General features: G+C 38.6%; 16 protein-coding genes. 8 read left to right on the top strand and 8 right to left on the bottom strand.

Annotated elements, in window-relative coordinates:
- Positions 1-7: 7 nt before the first annotated feature.
- Both ushA and QT16_RS11510 read right to left on the bottom strand, forming a co-directional pair.
- On the bottom strand, positions 8-1,639 hold the full coding sequence (gene ushA / locus QT16_RS11505; RefSeq protein ID WP_039488485.1) for a bifunctional UDP-sugar hydrolase/5'-nucleotidase UshA: 1,632 nt from the start codon (positions 1,637-1,639) through the stop codon (positions 8-10).
- Between the two features lie 87 nt (positions 1,640-1,726).
- Complete coding sequence (locus QT16_RS11510; protein ID WP_024594581.1) at positions 1,727-1,912, bottom strand: hypothetical protein; 186 nt, start codon at positions 1,910-1,912, stop codon at positions 1,727-1,729.
- Positions 1,913-2,162: 250 nt separating this feature from the next.
- Here QT16_RS11510 and QT16_RS11515 point away from each other — a divergent pair, with 250 nt between their 5' ends.
- The gene (locus QT16_RS11515) at positions 2,163-2,903 is read left to right on the top strand and encodes a peptidylprolyl isomerase (protein ID WP_039488486.1); all 741 of its coding nucleotides are present in this window, start codon (positions 2,163-2,165) and stop codon (positions 2,901-2,903) included.
- A gap of 67 nt (positions 2,904-2,970) precedes the next feature.
- Here QT16_RS11515 and QT16_RS11520 read toward each other — a convergent pair whose 3' ends face one another.
- Entirely contained in the window at positions 2,971-3,387 is a 417-nt protein-coding gene (locus QT16_RS11520; RefSeq protein ID WP_002959052.1) for an MAPEG family protein, read from the bottom strand.
- A gap of 239 nt (positions 3,388-3,626) precedes the next feature.
- Between QT16_RS11520 and QT16_RS11525 the strand changes: the two genes are divergently transcribed.
- On the top strand, positions 3,627-6,509 hold the full coding sequence (locus tag QT16_RS11525) for an insulinase family protein (protein ID WP_039488487.1): 2,883 nt from the start codon (positions 3,627-3,629) through the stop codon (positions 6,507-6,509).
- 71 nt (positions 6,510-6,580) lie between these two features.
- On the opposite strand, the gene QT16_RS11530 is transcribed toward QT16_RS11525, so the two are convergent.
- The 4 genes from QT16_RS11530 to QT16_RS11545 all read right to left on the bottom strand — a co-directional run bounded on the left by QT16_RS11530 (position 6,581) and on the right by QT16_RS11545 (position 11,853).
- Complete coding sequence (locus tag QT16_RS11530; RefSeq protein ID WP_024604188.1) at positions 6,581-7,963, bottom strand: Na+/H+ antiporter NhaC family protein; 1,383 nt, start codon at positions 7,961-7,963, stop codon at positions 6,581-6,583.
- Positions 7,964-8,426: 463 nt separating this feature from the next.
- Positions 8,427-9,035, bottom strand: coding sequence for a PqiC family protein (locus QT16_RS11535; protein ID WP_039488488.1), 609 nt, complete (start codon positions 9,033-9,035; stop codon positions 8,427-8,429).
- The gene (pqiB, locus tag QT16_RS11540; protein ID WP_002959056.1) at positions 9,035-10,690 is read right to left on the bottom strand and encodes an intermembrane transport protein PqiB; all 1,656 of its coding nucleotides are present in this window, start codon (positions 10,688-10,690) and stop codon (positions 9,035-9,037) included. Before pqiB ends, QT16_RS11535 begins: the two co-directional genes overlap by 1 nt.
- A complete protein-coding gene (locus QT16_RS11545; protein WP_231619691.1) occupies positions 10,687-11,853 on the bottom strand; it encodes a paraquat-inducible protein A in 1,167 nt (388 codons plus the stop codon). The genes pqiB and QT16_RS11545 overlap by 4 nt, the downstream gene beginning before the upstream one ends.
- A 164-nt stretch (positions 11,854-12,017) precedes the next feature.
- Between QT16_RS11545 and QT16_RS11550 the strand changes: the two genes are divergently transcribed.
- Positions 12,018-12,764 (top strand): substrate-binding periplasmic protein, encoded by a 747-nt coding sequence (locus tag QT16_RS11550; protein WP_052201212.1) that lies wholly within the window; start codon positions 12,018-12,020, stop codon positions 12,762-12,764.
- On the opposite strand, the gene QT16_RS11555 is transcribed toward QT16_RS11550, so the two are convergent.
- Positions 12,753-13,568 (bottom strand): thioesterase family protein, encoded by an 816-nt coding sequence (locus QT16_RS11555; RefSeq protein ID WP_039488489.1) that lies wholly within the window; start codon positions 13,566-13,568, stop codon positions 12,753-12,755. The two genes, QT16_RS11550 and QT16_RS11555, sit on opposite strands and share 12 nt — an antisense overlap.
- Before the next feature lie 241 nt (positions 13,569-13,809).
- On the opposite strand from QT16_RS11555, the gene dnaK reads away from it, so the two are divergent.
- The 5 genes from dnaK to QT16_RS11580 all read left to right on the top strand — a co-directional run bounded on the left by dnaK (position 13,810) and on the right by QT16_RS11580 (position 18,643).
- A complete protein-coding gene (gene dnaK, locus QT16_RS11560) occupies positions 13,810-15,726 on the top strand; it encodes a molecular chaperone DnaK (RefSeq protein WP_002959064.1) in 1,917 nt (638 codons plus the stop codon).
- A 202-nt stretch (positions 15,727-15,928) separates the two neighbouring features.
- Positions 15,929-17,068: a molecular chaperone DnaJ gene (dnaJ, locus tag QT16_RS11565; RefSeq protein ID WP_002959065.1), complete on the top strand. Its 1,140-nt coding sequence runs from the start codon at positions 15,929-15,931 to the stop codon at positions 17,066-17,068.
- A 97-nt stretch (positions 17,069-17,165) separates the two neighbouring features.
- The gene (gene ybaK / locus QT16_RS11570) at positions 17,166-17,627 is read left to right on the top strand and encodes a Cys-tRNA(Pro) deacylase (protein ID WP_024595562.1); all 462 of its coding nucleotides are present in this window, start codon (positions 17,166-17,168) and stop codon (positions 17,625-17,627) included.
- 150 nt (positions 17,628-17,777) lie between these two features.
- Entirely contained in the window at positions 17,778-18,182 is a 405-nt protein-coding gene (locus QT16_RS11575; protein ID WP_002959069.1) for a DUF1761 domain-containing protein, read from the top strand.
- A 92-nt stretch (positions 18,183-18,274) separates the two neighbouring features.
- Entirely contained in the window at positions 18,275-18,643 is a 369-nt protein-coding gene (locus tag QT16_RS11580) for a response regulator (protein ID WP_039488490.1), read from the top strand.
- Positions 18,644-18,862: the final 219 nt, after the last annotated feature.

Genomic DNA, 18,862 nt, shown 5'->3' on the forward strand with positions numbered 1-18,862 from the left:
TTAGAGGTTATTTAGGGGTAAATTCAGCCGCTTTAAGAGGGCTATTTTTTGAAATAAAGTCTTGAAGTGCTTTAGCATCTGTTTCGTCTGTACTTACAAAGCCTTTTTTATTTGTAAGTGCAGGATAACCATCACCGCCTGATGCGTTATAGCTATTTAGACTCATTCTGTATGTTTTATTTTTATTAAGCGGTTCGCCATTGATCAAAACATTAACCAACTGATTATTTTTACGCTCAAACGATATTTTATGGTATTGCAAATAAGCACCAGCATCCGGCGGGAAGCTCGTTACTGTATTTAAGTAATCCCATAAATCACTGCCTTGCCAATCCATGTAAGTAATGCGGTTTTTAAAAGGATGTACTTTTAAAATATCTTTATAGCTTACTTTACCAGCCTCTATTGAGCTGCGAATACCACCGCCACTTATTAATCCAAAGTCTGCATTTACTACATCCATTTGAGCTTGAATAATTACACGTGCAAGGTTTGTTTGTTGGTAACGAACTTTGTTTCTGTCACCTTCTAAGCGAGCATCTACTTCACCAATGGTACCTTCAATTTGTTTAGCGCCTTTAGCTTGGTATACCGCTAAATAAGATTCAAGTTTAGGGTCTGGTTTAATGTACTCGTTTGCTAATACTGCTTTAGTAGAGCCATCAGCTTGAACTTTATCTACATACAAATTAACAGGCATGAGTTTGTAGTCTAGTAACGTTAATTTTCCGTTTTCAAGCTTAAACTCAGCTTTACCAACATACTTACCCCATTCATGGGCTTGCATAATGTAAGTACCGTTTTGCTGGTCTGGCTTACAGGCAAGGCCAGGTTTAAAGTTATCGTCATTTACATTTGTATCACTCATACACACAGGTTCTTGTGAGTGACCGCCAATGATCATATCAAGTGTGTTTGCAGGAAGTGAGCGAGCAAGTGTTACATCACCTGGTGCATTAATGCCAAAGCTAGCATCAACATAATGACCCATATGAGTCAGCGCAATGGTAATGTCAGGGTTGTACTTAGCTTTTATTTCTTTAGCTAGTTTTGCGGTAACGTCAACAGGGTCTTTAAACTCTAAGTGCCCAATATACTGAGGGTTACCAATTTTAGCTGTGTCTGTTGTTGTTAATCCAATGACAGCAATAGTTAAGCCGTTTTTTTTGAATATTTTATAGCTATCAAACGCATGTTCGCCTGATTCTTTTTCAAATATATTGGCTGATAGAAAAGGAAAGTCCACCCATTTTTGCTGTTGCTTCAAAACATCAATAGGGTTATCGAATTCGTGATTACCTAATGCCATTGCATCATAACCAATCAGCGACATACCTTTAAAGTCAGGTTCTGCTTTTTGTAAATCTGACTCAGGAATACCGGTATTAATGTCACCACCAGAGAGAAGTAAAACGGCATGACCTTGCTTTTGGGCGTCATTACGTAAAGAGTCAATTAACGTTTTGCGAGCGGCCATACCGTATTCGCCTTTTTCGTTTTGCCAAAAACGGCCGTGATTATCATTAGTATGAAGAACAGTTAAATATTCAGTAGGAGTACTGTTAGAGGTTGATTCAGGAGCAGGAGATGTGCATCCAAGTACACTAAAAATAATCGAAAATAAAATAATTATACGCATAAAATACCTATGGATTAAGGTCTACTTAATTTATCAAGCGGGTAGTTTAAACTAGTTTTATGCTAAAAAAACGTACTTATTGACATTTTATTTAGAAGGTACAGTTAATCGATTCGTGGCGGCACTTTCGCGACGCTTTAACTCTGCATCCGCATATTCCCGCTTAGTATGGTTTATACCTACCATCCACGTTAAAAAGCTCGCCGGTAGTTTTGTGTATGGTTCACCTTTGTGTAAACCAAAGTCGCAAATTGTTTGTTTAGTGTGTGGCATTGTTAGATCCTGTTGTTTGTGTTTTTTTAAGGTAACAAATAAGTGACCACACTTTTAAGATGATTTAATTTTAAATAGTTAGATTTATATAGCAAAAAAGAATATAAATAATGGCATATGTAATTAATTTGTTATCAACACGGTCTTAATTGTATCAACTCACACTTTAGAATCGATTTTAGTCGCCGATGGCATTAATGTGTTAACGCATTAACTAATTATTTAAAAAATATAACAACAGGAATAAAACATGAAAAAACTTTTACTTGGCTCAGCACTTGCTGCAGCAAGTTTTACAAGCACCGCTACTATAGTTGAAATGAACACGAGCCAAGGTGTCATAGAGATTAACCTGTTTGATCAACAAACCCCCAAAACAGTCGCAAATTTTTTAAGTTACGTTCAAGACGATTCATATAACGAAACAGTAATTCACCGCTCTGTTAGTAACTTTGTTATTCAAGGTGGTGGATTTACATTTTCTGATTCGCTAGATGCAATTACTACAAAGCCTGCTGTAGAAAATGAGCCCGTTTTTTCTAATGTTAAGGGCACCATTGCGATGGCTAAATTATCGGGTGATGCTAATAGCGCAACAAGTCAGTGGTTTTTTAATATTACAGACAATAGTGCAGCACTTGATACGCAAAACGGTGGTTTTACTGTGTTTGGACAAATTACTGCAGCAAGCCAATCAACGTTAGATAAAATTGCAGCGTTAGTACACTGTGGTGAAACACCCGTGGTTGATATTACTGCCGAGCAATGTGCAAGTACTGATGTAACAATTAGTAGTGCTAACTTAGTGACTATTCAAAATGTGGCGGTAATGGATGATGATCCTAATTCAGCAGCAGGCCTTACTGTTACTGAAAATACGTTAATTGATTCTGACACATCAACAGATTCTAGTAGCAGTTCTGGCGGCGGGTTAATTTGGCTTTTAGGTGCTTTTTTACTTGCGGTACCTCGTTTAAAACGTGCTAAATAATTAAAATTAACGGTAATGTGGATGGCCTAAACCAGCCGTCCACATTACTATTATTAAACTTTGCTGTTTAAAATAGTACTCGCCAAACCATTGCTAGCCAAATTGAAAACACACAAATACAACCCAGTAAAAACACTTTAAAACGTGCGCGTACGTTATTTTCACCTAAATGAATAACACTGTGCACAATACGTGTTGCTACAAATAAACAGGCCAGTATTGCCACAAGTGTACTGGCGCTATTTAGTTGCAGTGCAAGTAAACACCCCGCGTAAAAAAGCACAGGTATTTCAAACTGATTTGAAAAATTTCTATCTGCAACCCTAATAGTGTCGCCAGCCTTATCTAACTGCATTGTTTTAAAATCACTTAAATCTAGTTGTTTGTTTTTAGCTGCGGCAAAGCGCCTTTTACCCATAATGAGCATGACAACCAGTGAAAGCGTAACTTGTGCAAACATGGCAAGTATGATGATTTTTTCCATTGTTTTTCCTTATTATTATTTAGAATTTGCGTATTTTTTGATATTGAATGATTTTTAATCTCGCAAGGTTGGCAGACTCCCAACTAATATCCGATTATGAAGACATTTTTCACAATGTGTTACACAAAATAGCGTTATTTTGTAGAAAGTTATTAATTGAAAATGTTAGTTTAGCTTAACTATATTGCTTTGAATTGGCGCACGCTATTTTGCGCAATACTTTTTAATGGAAAACAAAAATGAAAAAGATTATTGGTTTTAGTGCTATCGCACTTGCAGTTTTAAGTGGTTGTTCAAATACGGCTTCGGTTTCAGTGGCGCCTCAGGCCTCTTTACTATCAGATACGTTAGTCGTTAGTCCTAACGATAACCGTGAATATAAAACACTTAAGCTGGCAAACGACATTGAAGTAATTTTAGTGTCAGATCCAGGTGCTGAAAAATCAGCAGCGGCACTAAGCGTTGGTGTTGGTTTACTGAACGACCCAATGTCGCAACAAGGTATGGCGCATTATTTAGAGCACATGCTGTTTTTAGGCACAGATCGCTACCCAGACACAAAAGGGTATTCTGATTTTATGACCAAAAATGGTGGCGCGCACAATGCTTACACGTGGCTCGATATTACTAATTACATGTTTAAAATTAATAACGACGCGTTTGATGAAGGGCTAGACCGTTTTGCTGACTTTTTCAAAGCGCCTAAGTTATACCCAGAATACACAGACAAAGAAAAAAATGCAGTGAATGCAGAGTGGTCAATGCGCCGCGAAATGGACTTTTTTGGACAATTTAAACTCGCGCGTAAAATGATGGGCGATCACCCAGCTAATCGCTTTTTAATTGGTAACCTAGAGACCCTTGGCGATAAAGAAAACAGTTCACTTCATAAAGAAACAGTTGATTTTTATAATAAATATTACTCTTCAAATATTATGAAAGTTGCGCTTATTTCTAATTTACCTATTGCTGAAATGGAGCAAAAAGCGCAAAAATACTTTGCTGACATAAAAAATAAAAATATCGAAAAACCAACAGTGACTGCAAAACTTGATTTTGATAACGCTGGCGGAAAACGCGTGTTTTATGCACCAAATGAAGATGTAAAACAGCTGCAACTTGATTTCACCATTGCTAATAATAATAGCGAATTTGCACTTAAACCAAACCGATTTGTAGCGTATTTACTAAGTAATGAAATGCCGGGCAGCCCAGCGCAACTTCTTCGTGATAAAGGGTGGGTGTCTCAGCTTTCTGCTTCAGCTGCACCAAATCAATATGGCAACTACGGTTCGTTAAATGTAAATGTAGAACTTACCGATGAAGGCATGAAAAATCGTGATGAAATAGTTGCAACTATCATGCAGTACATCGACCTAATTAAAAAAGAAGGCGTTGATAGCAAGTACTTCAACGAAATTCGTACTTCCCTTAATAACCAGTTTAAGTTTTTAGAAAAAGGTGATGAGTTTAATTATGTAAGCTCGCTTACGCAAAGCATGCAAGACTATCCGTTAAATCACGCTATTAATGCACCTTATTATTATGCAAAGTTTGACGCTGACGCTGTAAACAATGTACTTGAGCAGTTAAATGCCGACACCCTTCGTATTTGGTATGTATCGCAGCAAGAAGAGACAGACTCACAACTACACTTTTACGACGGTAAATACCGCATCAGTGACATTAGCGATGATGAAATCGCCAGCTGGAAAAAACCAAGCGAATTTAAGTTAGCACTACCAACAGTAAACAATTTATTGCCTGAAAATTTTGCAATAAAAACTCAAGCATTTAAAGAGCAAAAACACCCAGAACTTGCTTACGATAAAAATGGTGTAAAAGTATGGCGCCAAGCAAGTCAAAAATTTGCAGAGCAGCCAAAAGGGCTTGTTGAAGTTTATATAAATACTCAACCAGGTTTGAACGATATCAAAGCAGAAGTCCTTTATTCTGTTTGGGCTGATTTATATAATATTCAACAAAGTCAGTTAAGTACCGAAGCAGCAATCGCCGGTATGAGTGTAAGCTTAGCACCGAGTAATGGCCTTGTTTTATCTATGAGTGGTTTTACAGATAAGCAAGATGTATTGCTTAAACAAGCTTTAACCGGGTTAAAAGCTGATGAAACAGCACAAGCATTTAGCCAAGCGGTAGATCGTTTTAAACGTAATTTACTAAACCAACAAAAGCAGTTTCCGTATGCACAAGCATTTGGCGAGTATTCAAAACTAACCCGTACAGGTGGCTTTGATACAGATGCGCTTATAAAAGCCGCTGACTCACTGAGTGTTGCCGACTTAGCACAATTAAAAACAGCTACGTTTGCACAAAACGATTTACGCGTATTTAGTTACGGTAATTACGATCAGCAAGATATTGACGCGATTGCACAAGAGTTAAGTGCAACATTACCAAGTAATCATAAGCGCAGTGAATTTGCACGAAGCAAAGCGTGGTTGCCACAACCGGGCGAAACACTGGTACTGCAAAAAGATATCGATGTAGCCGATGTAGCGGTGGTTGATATGACCGTTCACCCTGTTGCGGGTTACAAACAAAAAGCAGAAGCAGCTGTATTACAAAGCCACTTTAGAACTGTTGCGTTTGATAAAATGCGTACTGAGGAGCAACTTGCATACGCAGTAGGTGCGTTAGCTCGCCCAATTGAAGATTACTCAGCAATTGGTTTGTATATTCAAACACCGGTTAAAGGACCAAAAGAAATACAAGCTCGTTTTGATAAGTTTAAAAAAGAATACGCAGTTGAACTTGATAACATGAGCGAAGAAACGTTTGAGCAGCTGAAAAACTCTACCCTTGTATCACTTAAAGAGCAGCCTAAAAACTTAAGTGACGAAATGAGCCCACTTATAAACGATTGGTACCGTGAAAACTTTACCTTTGATTCTAAGCAAAAGCTGATTGATGAAGTTGAAAAAGTAACGCTTGCAGATATAAAAGACTACTACAAGCAAACAATGCTTAACTCTAATGCTGCACGTTTAAATGTGCAATTACGCGGGACTAAGTTTATAGAAAGTGACTTTGCCGATTTACCAAATCAAACTAAAATCACAACGCTTGATGCCTATTACAATGGTATTAAATTACAAAAATAAGCTTTATTTATGTAGCTAAAAATAAACCCCAATGTATTACTACATTGGGGTTTATTATTTATTCAGCTAATTTAAGCCATTATTAAAAAGCCTATAACAGCTAATGCCGCAGCAATTAGCGTGTAAGGCAATTGTGTAACGGCATGGCTCATTAAATTACAACCAGAGCCTTGCGCTGCGAGTACGGTTGAATCTGAGTAAAAACACGCTTGGCTACCAAAAGAGGAAGCCGATAATAGCGCACCAATGACCAGTGGTATGTTTGCATCAACCGCATTTGCCAGTGGCATAACAATGGGAATTGATACAGCAAAAATACCCCAGCTAGACCCTGTTGCAAACGCTAAAATAGCCATTGAAATAAATACCACGGCTGGTAAATATGCAGCGGTCATATAAGGGCTTAAGCTGCCAATAACAAACTGAGGCAAACCAATTAAGTCGCATACATCTTTAAATATAAACGCAGCTATAACAGTACCAATCGCGGGGATCATACTTTTAAAGCCATCAAGCATGCGTTCAATCATTTCACTTACGCTCATTAATTTTTGTAGAGCATAAAACGGGAGAGTGACCGCCATTGTTGCTAATAAGCCTTTGTATACGTCTATTTCAAAGTAAACAGTAAATGCAACCAGTAAAATAATCGGCACCAAAAAGTTACGTAATTTACCTTTAGGATCAGCATCTTCAAAGTTTTCTTCTACGGCTTTTACCGCATATTCATCCGCTGTTTGAACGTCATTGTATTGAGCTGGGTCGACTTGAGCTTGCTCAATTTGTGCCATTTGCTCTGCTTTTTTCATTGGACCAATCGCAGGAATAATACCCAGCACAACAAGTAAAACAACAAGCACTGCAAACCACGCATAAAACATATACGGTATGGCTTGGATATAAACTGCAATCCCTTTGCCTTCTTCTGCAATACCGTTATCTACGAGTAAGCCACCAAAAAAAACCGCCCAAGTAGATAAAGGGACAAGTACACAAATTGGTGCAGCAGTAGAGTCTACAACATAGGCAAGCATCTCACGGCTCACTTTAAATTTATCGGTAATGCGTTTCATGGTTTCACCCACGGTAAGCGCATTTAAGTAGTCATCAATAAAAATAACTACACCCAAACAAAAGGTCATAAACAAAGATGAACGCTTACCTTTAGTGTATTTAAGGGCTAACTTTCCAAAAGCCGATGCGCCACCTGTGCGCACTAATAGCGCGATTAAAGCGCCAAAGCCACCACATACAAGTATTAGCCAGCCGATGGTTTCGTCTGTCATCACTTTTAGCGATGTACTCGCAAAGTTAGTAAGTACTTGTGCAGGATCGGCGATAACTAAACCAACTAAAGCACCAATAAGTAAAGATAAAATAGGGCGGCGTAATACAACAGCCAATACAACTACCACCAACGGTGGCAGTAAACTTAACGCAGAAGGTTCAAGCATTTAAGTATTCACAAAATTAAAAGCATGTATAAAAATTAAAATAGTATTAATTTTTAAACTGCTTATACAAAAACAAAGAAGGTGATAAGTTTGTTGTTAAATCATCTTCCAAGTCACTGCTTTTGTACGCGAGGGAGGGACACATAAACAGTTATGTTAAATAGCGGCTTAAGTGAAACGCGTTGGCTTTGGCGCCAGACGGTGCAAGGAGTGCAAACCGCTATTGTTGTGCCTGTAAAAACATCGGCGCAAAAATAATCCGCTTTTTAATTTCAGTCAACAAAAATTTACATGTTTGATAAAATTTTATTAGAGGTGGTTTAATAGAGTGCTTTGTAGCGTTAATTCCTTGATGTAAAGAGATGCCATTCATCAACTTAAAAAATTATTGAAGAAGCAGCAAAAAGTAAGATTCGACGGTAATTGATGATAAAACCGCCGTGATTATATTGTCACTGAATGATTAAAGTCTTGCTTGTTCTATTTGTTTTGCAACATTTAGGTTTATATTTAGCCATGTTGCTTCAAGCGTTGAAACTAAACCGTCGTATCCATCATCATCGATAGGCACTAGGTTTGAAAAATTATGAATACTTATAAGACGTCGGCCTGTTTCAGGGTGTGTGTAATATAAACGCCAAAGCCCAGAAATATCAGCGTTACCTTGCATATCGCCATTAAAGTGGTGAATTTCGTATTCAAGCTCATAAAACGTTTGTTGATCAAGTTCAGTAATGACCGGTAAGCCTTTTATTACCATCCAGTTGGGCATAGCATTAAAAAGTGTTTGCTGGGCTGTTGCAGTAAGCATTACATCCGGCGATTCGCCCCACAGGTTGTAATTTGCAGCATGAATTTGGTTGCTATCTATTTTCATCGCAATGCCCAAATTATTTAAAGCGCCTCTAAGTACAACAGTTTGTATTCTTAGTTGCGCATCTGTATCTGCAACGTTTCGAGACGATGCACCTATAGGCTGCTCAAACTGGTAATACTGTGTCGCAGTTTGTATTGATGAACTACAACCTGCCAATAGTAATAATAAACTTGCAGTTAAAAATAACGATTTCATTATTGCTTCCTTGGTTTTGGATCTGCTGGTAATGATTTATCAAAAATTAGCATATTAGGTTGCTCGTTTAATCCGCGAGTTAGAGGCTGTAGGCCCTCACTTAAACGTTTAAACTCTTTTAATGTTTGCTGTATTTGATGATGAAGTTCAGAACCGGCTTGGTAACTGGCCATGGTTTTATCAAATTGGCGCATAGTGACTTCAAACTGCTCCATGCTTTTTGTCATCTTTTCGAAATTACGGTTAAAGTCGCCAGGTAAGTTTTGTGTATCTTTTTGGCTTAGCAGCTCTCGCATTTCATTAGCAAGCGCTCGGTAGTCGGTAAATGTAGCTTGCATTTGTGCCAAGCTATCTTCAACTTTTAAGTTATTTACCTTATTAAGTACGTCAGAAACTTGATCTGCTAATACAGTTATACCGCTAGAAATACTCGGAAAAACATCATACTGCACAAGTTTACCTAGGTGTGCTTCTGGCGCGTCGGGGTATATATCAAAATCTACATACACAGCACCCGTTAATAAATTACCAGGCTTTAACGAGGCGCGCATACCACTTTCAATCCAGCCCTTTAAACTGCCTTGCCAATACTCTTTTGCTGAAGCACTGTCATGATACAAGCGTCCGTATTCTACTTTTATAAGCACTGGAACCGCCGTATTATGGTTTCTAAAGTGGGCAGGTTTACCGTCAATAATTACATTGGCAGGGGTTTCAACAACAGTACCTACACGCATACCTCTGTATTCGACAGGTGCACCTGTGCGTAGTCCTCGAACTGATTGTTCAAATTCAATTAGGTAGTAATCAAAATCATAAAAGCGCTCTTCTAACGCCTCTTTATAGCTTTGGCTTAATGAAAAGCTATGCCCATCTTGTGCTATTTCACCCGGGGCCTGTTGTTCAGGTAAACCAACCGAAATACCGCCTTTTAATAGTTTACTCAAAGAGCCCGTATTAATATTGATACCATCGGCAGATAGGTCAATTTCAATTCCTGCGTTCACCCAAAAAATAGAGTTCATGGTGATCAGATTTTGATAAGGGGCTTTAATAAATACGCCGTACTTCATTGCTTGGTTTTCCCAATCAAAAGTGGCGGTTTCTATTTGCCCTATTTTATAATTTTTGAAGAATATACCGGTGCTTACATCAAGTACTTCAGCGTTGTAACTCATTAATTTAAAACGACCACCTTTCACATCTTTACCAATGAGGGCGGGTTCATCTTGTAACTTAAAACGCTCTTTTAGTTCTTTACTTTCACCGGGTGAAAACTCTAAATATACACCAGACAATAACGTACTCATCCCGCTAATACCTGTTTCATCAATGCGTGGTTTCACGACCCAAATTTTGGCATCGTCAGTCAGTAGCTCGTTGTAATTTTTATCTATTTGCGCGCGAGCAATTACGCTGTCTTGCGTGTCGGATAGCCGAACATGATCAATTTGACCTATTTTTACACTGCGCACTTTTATTTCAGTCTTACCTGCAATAATACCTTCTGCTTGTGGCATTTCGATAAAAATAGTAGGGCCTTTATTAGCTTGGTATTGGTATAACATCCACATGCCCACTAACAGCGCAATTGCCGGAATGATCCAGATAGCGGAAATTTTCGGTTCTTTTGTTATTTCGGCGGTTTCGGTCATGCTTTGTTCTCTGATTTTTTGTTTTTAGGGGAATCCCACAATAAGCGTGGGTCAAAGGCATGGGCAGCCATCATTTGGCATATTACCATAACTGTAAAAAATACAATGCCTAATCCTGGCGTTACTGACATTAAATTACCCAGTTGAACTAAGGCCACTAAAATAGCAACCACGAATACATCTATCATCGACCATTTACCAATAAACTCAGTCAGTTGATAAATTCGGGTGTAACTTTTTGTATGTTTATTGGCAGGCCTTGTAACCATAAAGCATAAAAAGCTCAATACAAATGCCTTAGCAAGCGGTACAACCACACTGGCTAAAAATATAATAGCGGCAATAGGGTAGGAGCCACTGTTCCAAAGAGTAATAACACCACCAATTAAAGTTGAAGGGGATTCATCCCCAAGGCTAGTGGTGTGCATAATAGGTAAAACATTAGCTGGAATATAACAAACAACAGAAGTAATTAGCCAAGCTGCTGCTTTTTGTACGCTATAAGGGTTTCTGACGTGTGTTTTTGTATGGCAACGCTGGCAAATATTACCGGTACATAGTTGATGACACACATGGCAGGCTTTAATATTTTCATCTATTGCACGTTTAGCATGCTCTGCGCCTTCGAGTACTTTTACAGGCTTTATTTGAGCCCATAAGCGTGGGCGATTTAAGTGAACAAGTGCAGCTATGTATAAAATAACAAACCCCACATAAGCCCAAAAACTCGTGCCGAAGCTAATATCAGCCAGCGACATGATTTTAACCATACTAACAAGTACGCCAATTAAAAATATTTCCGACATAATCCAAGGCTCTAACGCCAAAGTGAACTTTAGTAGTCGCCTTGCAATGCTCTCTGGTAATGCTTTTAAAAGCCCAAGATGCAAAGGAATTAAAATAAGAAGCAAACCCATGGGCAGGGCAATAATGCTCAAATCAATAAATAAGCCAAGCAGCTCACTATCATAATTAAACAAAATTCGAGCCGCGTCGGGTAGTGTAATAGTTTGAGTTATACCGCTACTACTAAATGAAATAAAAGGGTAAAACATACTGCTGAGCAGCATTAATAGTGCGCTAAAGCTTAGTGCAACTATGCGACTGTCGTGATTAACATCGGCTTCGCAAAGTTTATGGTGACAATGTGGGCATATCGCCATTTGTTTTGCGATTATGCGAGGTATATCTATGATCAGATCACAACAGGGGCAGACAGTTTGCAATTTAATACCAAGCAAGAAGAATATTTCTTCAATTTTGCTATATTTAATACATTAATACAACGCGTTCTGCCATCAAGCTGCTCGTTATATAAAGGAAGCGTGTGAAATATTATTTGTACTGCATATTAATGTGGCTCTTTATTTGTTCGCAAAATGCTGTGGCTATTAATAAAGAGCGAGAAGTAATTATCGCCGCGAGCGCATCAATTCCGCCCTATGTTTTTGCAAAAACAGACTCGGGTATACACCTAGGTTTAATCAAAGCCGCGTTAAAGGCTAATGGATTTGCCAATATTAATGTGCAATATATGTCGAATAAACGCGCTGAGCATCAATTGCACAATAAAGGAGTAGATATACTTTTAAATTATGCAGGAGGAAGTAGTGCTGGTATTTATCCAAGTGAACCGGTACTTAGTTATGAAAATGTAGCCATTACACTCAAGCGAAATAAATATAATATTGATGAAATAGAAGGCATGTTTAATAAAAACGTCCTTGCTTTTCAAAATGCAACTGCATATCTGCCTTCTATATTTAAAAGTAATGTTAAACACTTTAGCTCATATCAAGAGGTTATTAATCAAAAAGCGCAAGTAGATAAGCTGTTAAAAGGTTGGGTGGATGTAATTGTGTTAGATAAGCGTATTTTTTACTATTACTACAATCAACATAAATCACCCGAAGCTGTGCAAATTTACACTTTATTTCCAAAAGCAGAGCGACCTGCTTATTTTAATAACTTCTCTTTAGCTACTGAGTTTGATATTGGTTTGGCGCTCATCAAGCAAAACGGTACTTATAAAAGAATTGTTGATGAAGGCCAAACCCATTCATCAATCAAATAACGCCACTGTTTGACGTGTAAGCGCTATTAGCTCACCGGATTGTGACCATATACAGCCATCTTCTAAACCATAGCCATCTTTTGAATGATGAGTGATTGCTTCAAAGCCAAGCCATTCGCCAGGTGATAAGTTTGGCTCTTGTACAAACTCTAAATACCATGACATGCTACTAGCTGGAGCGGGTTTTTTAAACATTTGTAATAACGTAGGTGGCCATGCATCTGTTAATGCAATTACATGCGCTTCTGTTATTTGCTCTGGGGTGTGCTTAAAGCGCATCCAGCCCCCTAAGTGAGAAGTTTCTGCGCTGCTAAATGGCATGGCACCTTGTTGAGGGCATAAATCAACATGTTGAAAAAATTCAGGCATCTGGCCTTTAATAAAAGGTAGAGTATGGCGCTCGTCTACCGGTTTTAACCCTAAAGACTTTGAAACAGGCACATTTACACCCGACTCTCTACTTTTAGCAAAACACGCTTGTACAATTACACACACTTGTTCATTTTGAATCGCTTTGGCGAGTACCTGTGTGCTGCTTTTACCTTGTCGTAATATTTCTACCGATAACGAAAAAGGAGTATCAGCTAGTAATGGCCCTACAAAATTTGTACTGAGTGAGAGTAGGCGACGATCATTAGATACTTTTCCTCTGATAGCTTGATACAACAGTGCGGCTGAGAGACCACCAAAAGCAGTTCTGCCTTGGCACCAGTTTTCTGGAAATTGCATTGTGCTAGTTAATTGTTCGGTATTGTCTAAACTTCCAATTTTTGCAGCTTGGAGAAGTAATTGTTCAAAATGCATGAAGATGTCCTTTTATAGTGCGATTTAATAAATTTATAACACAACCAAACTAGTCAGACCAGTAATTAAAAACGTCTCTGGCGGTGCAAAAATCACCATTCCTTACAATTATTAGGGTTATTTTGTAAATAAATCACAAAAAATGGATTTTTTTTCATTTTTACAGTTGAAATAAGTTTGGCGCATCCCTATTTACTATGTCATCGAACGTATTAACGAATATTGAAGTTGGAGAAGTTTCATGGGTAAAATTATTGGAATCGATTTAGGTACTACAAACTCTTGTGTTGCAGTACTTGATGGTGGCAAAGCACGTGTTATTGAAAACGCGGAAGGCGATCGCACAACCCCGTCTATTATTGCTTACACGCAAGACGGCGAAACATTAGTAGGTCAATCTGCTAAGCGTCAAGCGGTTACTAACCCGACAAACACATTATTTGCAATCAAGCGTTTAATTGGTCGTCGTTTTGAAGACGAAGAAGTACAACGCGATATCGGCATCATGCCGTTTAAAATCATCAAAGCTGATAACGGCGATGCATGGGTAGAAGCGGGTGGCGAAAAACGCGCTGCACCACAAATTTCTGCTGAAGTACTGAAAAAAATGAAGAAAACGGCAGAGGACTTCTTAGGTGAAGAAGTAACTGAAGCTGTAATCACAGTACCTGCATACTTTAACGATTCACAACGTCAAGCAACAAAAGATGCTGGTCGTATTGCGGGTCTTGAAGTTAAACGTATTATCAATGAGCCAACTGCTGCGGCACTTGCTTACGGTATGGATAAAAACCGTGGCGAAAACATCGTTGCAGTATATGACTTAGGTGGCGGTACTTTTGATTTATCAATCATTGAAATTGATGAAGTTGAAGGCGAGCACACTTTTGAAGTACTTGCTACAAACGGTGATACTCACTTAGGTGGTGAAGATTTCGATAACCGTGTAATCAACTACCTGGTAGCTGAATTCAAGAAAGATCAAGGTTTAGATTTAAAAACTGATCCTCTTGCAATGCAACGTGTTAAAGAAGCTGCTGAAAAAGCAAAAATTGAACTGTCATCTGCACAATCAACTGAAGTAAACCTTCCGTATGTAACTGCTGATGCATCTGGTCCTAAGCACATGAACGTGAAACTAACACGTGCTAAGCTTGAATCACTAGTTGAAGATTTAGTAACTAAATCTCTAGAGCCACTTAAACGTGCACTTGCTGATGCTGATTTATCAGTAAGCGACATCAACGATATTATTCTTGTTGGTGGCCAAACACGTATGCCTTTAGTACAAAAAACAGTTGCTGATTTCTTCGGTAAAGAACCACGTAAAGACGTAAACCCTGATGAAGCAGTTGCAGTAGGCGCAGCGATTCAAGGTGGGGTACTTGCTGGTGACGTTAAAGATGTACTATTACTAGACGTTTCTCCATTATCTCTAGGTATTGAGACAATGGGCTCAGTAATGACTGCATTAATTGAGAAAAACACGACGATTCCTACTAAGAAATCGCAAACATTCTCAACAGCTGAAGATAACCAATCTGCTGTAACAATTCACGTGTTACAAGGTGAGCGTAAACGTTCAAGCGACAATAAATCTCTAGGTCAATTTAACCTAGAAGGTATTCGTCCAGCACAACGTGGTACACCGCAAATCGAAGTAACATTCGATGTTGATGCCGATGGTATCTTACATGTATCTGCGAAAGATAAAGATACAGGTAAAGAGCAAAAAATCACAATTCAAGCATCTTCAGGCTTAAGCGATGAAGAAGTTGAAAAAATGGTTCGTGATGCAGAAGCACATGCTGAAGACGATAAAAAGTTTGAAGAACTTGTAGCTGCTCGTAACCAAGCTGATGCTCTAGTACACGGTACTCGTAAGCAAATTGAAGAAGCTGGCGATGCATTACCAAGCGAAGACAAAGAAGCGATTGAAGCGGCTGTTGTAGATTTAGAAGCTGCTATTAAGAGCGACAACAAAGAAGAGATTGAAGCTAAAACTCAAGCTCTTGCTGAAAAGTCTCAAAAACTAATGGAAATTGCACAAGCGAAAGCACAGCAAGGTTCAGCAGATGCAGGCGAGCAACAGCAATCAGCTAAGCAAGACGACGACGTTGTTGATGCAGAGTTCGAAGAAGTGAAAGACGACAAGTAATTGTTGCTAACGCTTCTCGCTAGCCAAAAACACTTAACTCAATCGAGTGTTTAGGTTAGGATGAACAATTGAGGCGCGCGAGCAATAGCTTGTCGCGCCTTTTGCATGTATTTAAGGTTTAAAAATTCAATGATAAATCGATGCGATTTATCGGTTTATCCAGCAGCTCACGCTGCAAACAGAAAAGAGTAGTGTGATAGATATGTCAAAACGCGATTATTACGAAGCCCTCGGCGTAAGCAAAGATGCGAGTGAGCGAGACATAAAAAAAGCGTATAAACGCTTAGCGATGAAATATCATCCAGATCGTACCGCAGGCGATAAAGAGCTTGAAACTAAATTTAAAGAAGTTAAAGAAGCTTACGAGATTTTAACTGATCCTCAAAAACGCCAAATGTATGACCAACATGGTCACGCGGCATTTGAGCAAGGCGGTGGTGGTGGTCATGGCGGCTTTGGTGGCGGTCATGGCGATTTTGGTGATGTATTTGGTGACGTATTTGGCGATATTTTTGGTGGCGGCGGTGGTCGACGTCAATCTCGTCAACAACGTGGTTCTGACTTACGTTACAACATGGACTTGAGCTTAGAAGAAGCGGTTCGTGGTAAAGAAGTTGAAATTAAAGTACCAACATGGGTGGGTTGTGAGCCGTGTGATGGCAGTGGTGCTAAAGCAGGTTCTAAGCCTAAAACATGTACTACATGTCATGGTGCTGGCCAAGTACAAATGCGCCAAGGTTTCTTTGCTGTTCAGCAAACGTGTCCAACGTGTCAGGGACAAGGTCAGATTATTTCAGACCCTTGTAACAAATGTCATGGTCAGGGCCGCGTAGAAAAAACTAAAACGCTTTCAGTTAAAATTCCAGCTGGCGTTGATACAGGAGACCGTATCCGCTTAACTGGTGAAGGTGAAGCCGGAATGCACGGCGCGCCATCTGGCGACTTGTACGTGCAAGTATCTGTTCGCGAACATGAAATATTTGTACGTGAAGCAAATAATTTATACTGTGAAGTACCAATTAGCTTTACAACAGCAGGTCTTGGTGGCGAAATTCAGGTGCCTACACTTGATGGTCGTGCAAAACTTAAAATACCTTCTGAAACGCAAACGGGCAAAATGTTCCGTATGCGTGGCAAAGGCGTTAAGTCTGTTCGAAGTGGTGCCCAAGGCGATCTAATTTGTAAGGTAGTAATCGAAACGCCAGTTAATCTTAACGAGCGTCAACGTGAACTACTGCAAGAGTTAGATGAAAGTATGGGTACAGATAGCTCGAAAAATCGTCCTAAAGAGCAAGGCTTTTTTGACGGTGTTAAAAAGTTTTTTGATGATTTAACTAAGTAAATTTAAATTATTAATAATGAAACGGCGCTTTTTAGCGTCGTTTTTTTTGCTTTAAATTTTATTTTTGTTACTGTTAAAAAAAACACGATTAAATAGTATGACCCCAGCAATCGAATTACTTAAAAAACAAAAAATCCCCTTTGAAGTACTCAGTTACGAACACGATGCAGGTAATAGTCAATATGGGCTTGAAGCTGTTGAAAAGTTAAATTTAGATAGCGCCCAAGTATATAAAACCCTCGTTCTTGAAACACACGAAAGGCAGCTAATTGTTGCTGTTACTCCTGTGTCGCAACAAGTTAACTTAAAACAGTTAGCAAAATTATGTGGTGCCAAAAAAGTAGCCATGGCTGCCCCGCAAAAAGTTCAAGCTAGCACTGGTTATATTTTAGGTGGAGTAAGTCCACTTGGGCAAAAAAAACGCTTAGCTACGTTTATTCATAGTAGTGCTTCACTTTTTGATACTATTTATGTGAGCGCCGGAAAGCGAGGTTTAGAAATCGCACTCTCCCCAACTAATTTAGCGGCGTTAACTAGCGCTAAATTTGGCGATTTATAGCCTTTATTTTTAAAATTACTCTCCATAAAGGCAATTAACTCAAGTTAAGCAATTTGCTCAATACCTTATTTGTAACTACATTGAGAGTATCTTTATACCGTTAATATTTAATACCAAACGGTATTACACATTTTGTATACGGCTGTTTGTATGAACCTTTTAGATGTAGATTATTTTGCAATACTGGTGGCTGCACTGTCTTCTTTTATGCTTGGCGGCATATGGTACTCAAAAGCACTCTTTAAAAACGCTTGGCTAGAAAGTATTGGCTTAACTGACCTTGATTTACAATCAGCCAATCCTAAGTTGATATTTGGCGGCAGCTTCTTTTTAGTATTTATAGCGGCTTTAATGTTGTCTCTATTTTTAGGTAAAGACGCAAGCTTAGTTGAGTGTATAGGAACAGGCTTTGTAATCGGCTTTTTTTGGATCAGTAGTTCACTAGGATTAAGTTATATATTTGAGCAACGCCCTTTAAAGCTATTTTTAATTAATGGGAGTTACTGTATTTTACAGTTTTCGTTAATGGGGCTTATTTTAGGTATTTGGCCGTAAGGGTTGAGTAGCCGTTAATGCCCGGTTTGATTCTTACCTGAGAGTAGAGTAGGTTTATATAATCGTATTTACATGATCTGGTAGCAGTATTAATGAAAATATTAGTTGTTGATGATATGCCGCTCATGCGTCATGTTTTAATTAATATGCTAAGAAAGTTGGAGTATTGCAATATCGTTGAAGCTACAGATGGATTACAAGCTTTGGCTTTATTACGTGATCAGCATTTCGATTTGGTTATAACAGATCTTCATATGCCAAAAATGGATGGTGTTGATTTACTCACAAACATTCGAAAAGACACAGCCCTTGCTGATATTCCTGTGTTGATGGTTACCTGTGAGGATAGTACAGATAAAGTTAAGCAAGTTATTGCAGCTAAAGTATCGGGGTTTATAATCAAACCTTTTAATATGAATGTATTATCATCTCAATTAAACCGCTTCTTTTTCAAAGATTAGGTTATATTTTTCATCATCATTAAATTATTATGAGCTCACTTTAATAATCATACCGCGTAAAAATTCTAAAACCCAGTGGTCACCTTTATCTACCTAATACCAATGAGCAATAAACTTAATCATTTTGTGAGGCTAAATGTGTCGCTCCCTGCGAAAAAAAATTCTCATTTAGAACAGTTAAATAGCGAATTTTTTGCCTAGCTATCAACACGTTTTTCT

It is taken from the genome of Pseudoalteromonas distincta (assembly GCF_000814675.1).
Taxonomy (GTDB): Bacteria; Pseudomonadota; Gammaproteobacteria; order Enterobacterales; family Alteromonadaceae; genus Pseudoalteromonas; species Pseudoalteromonas distincta.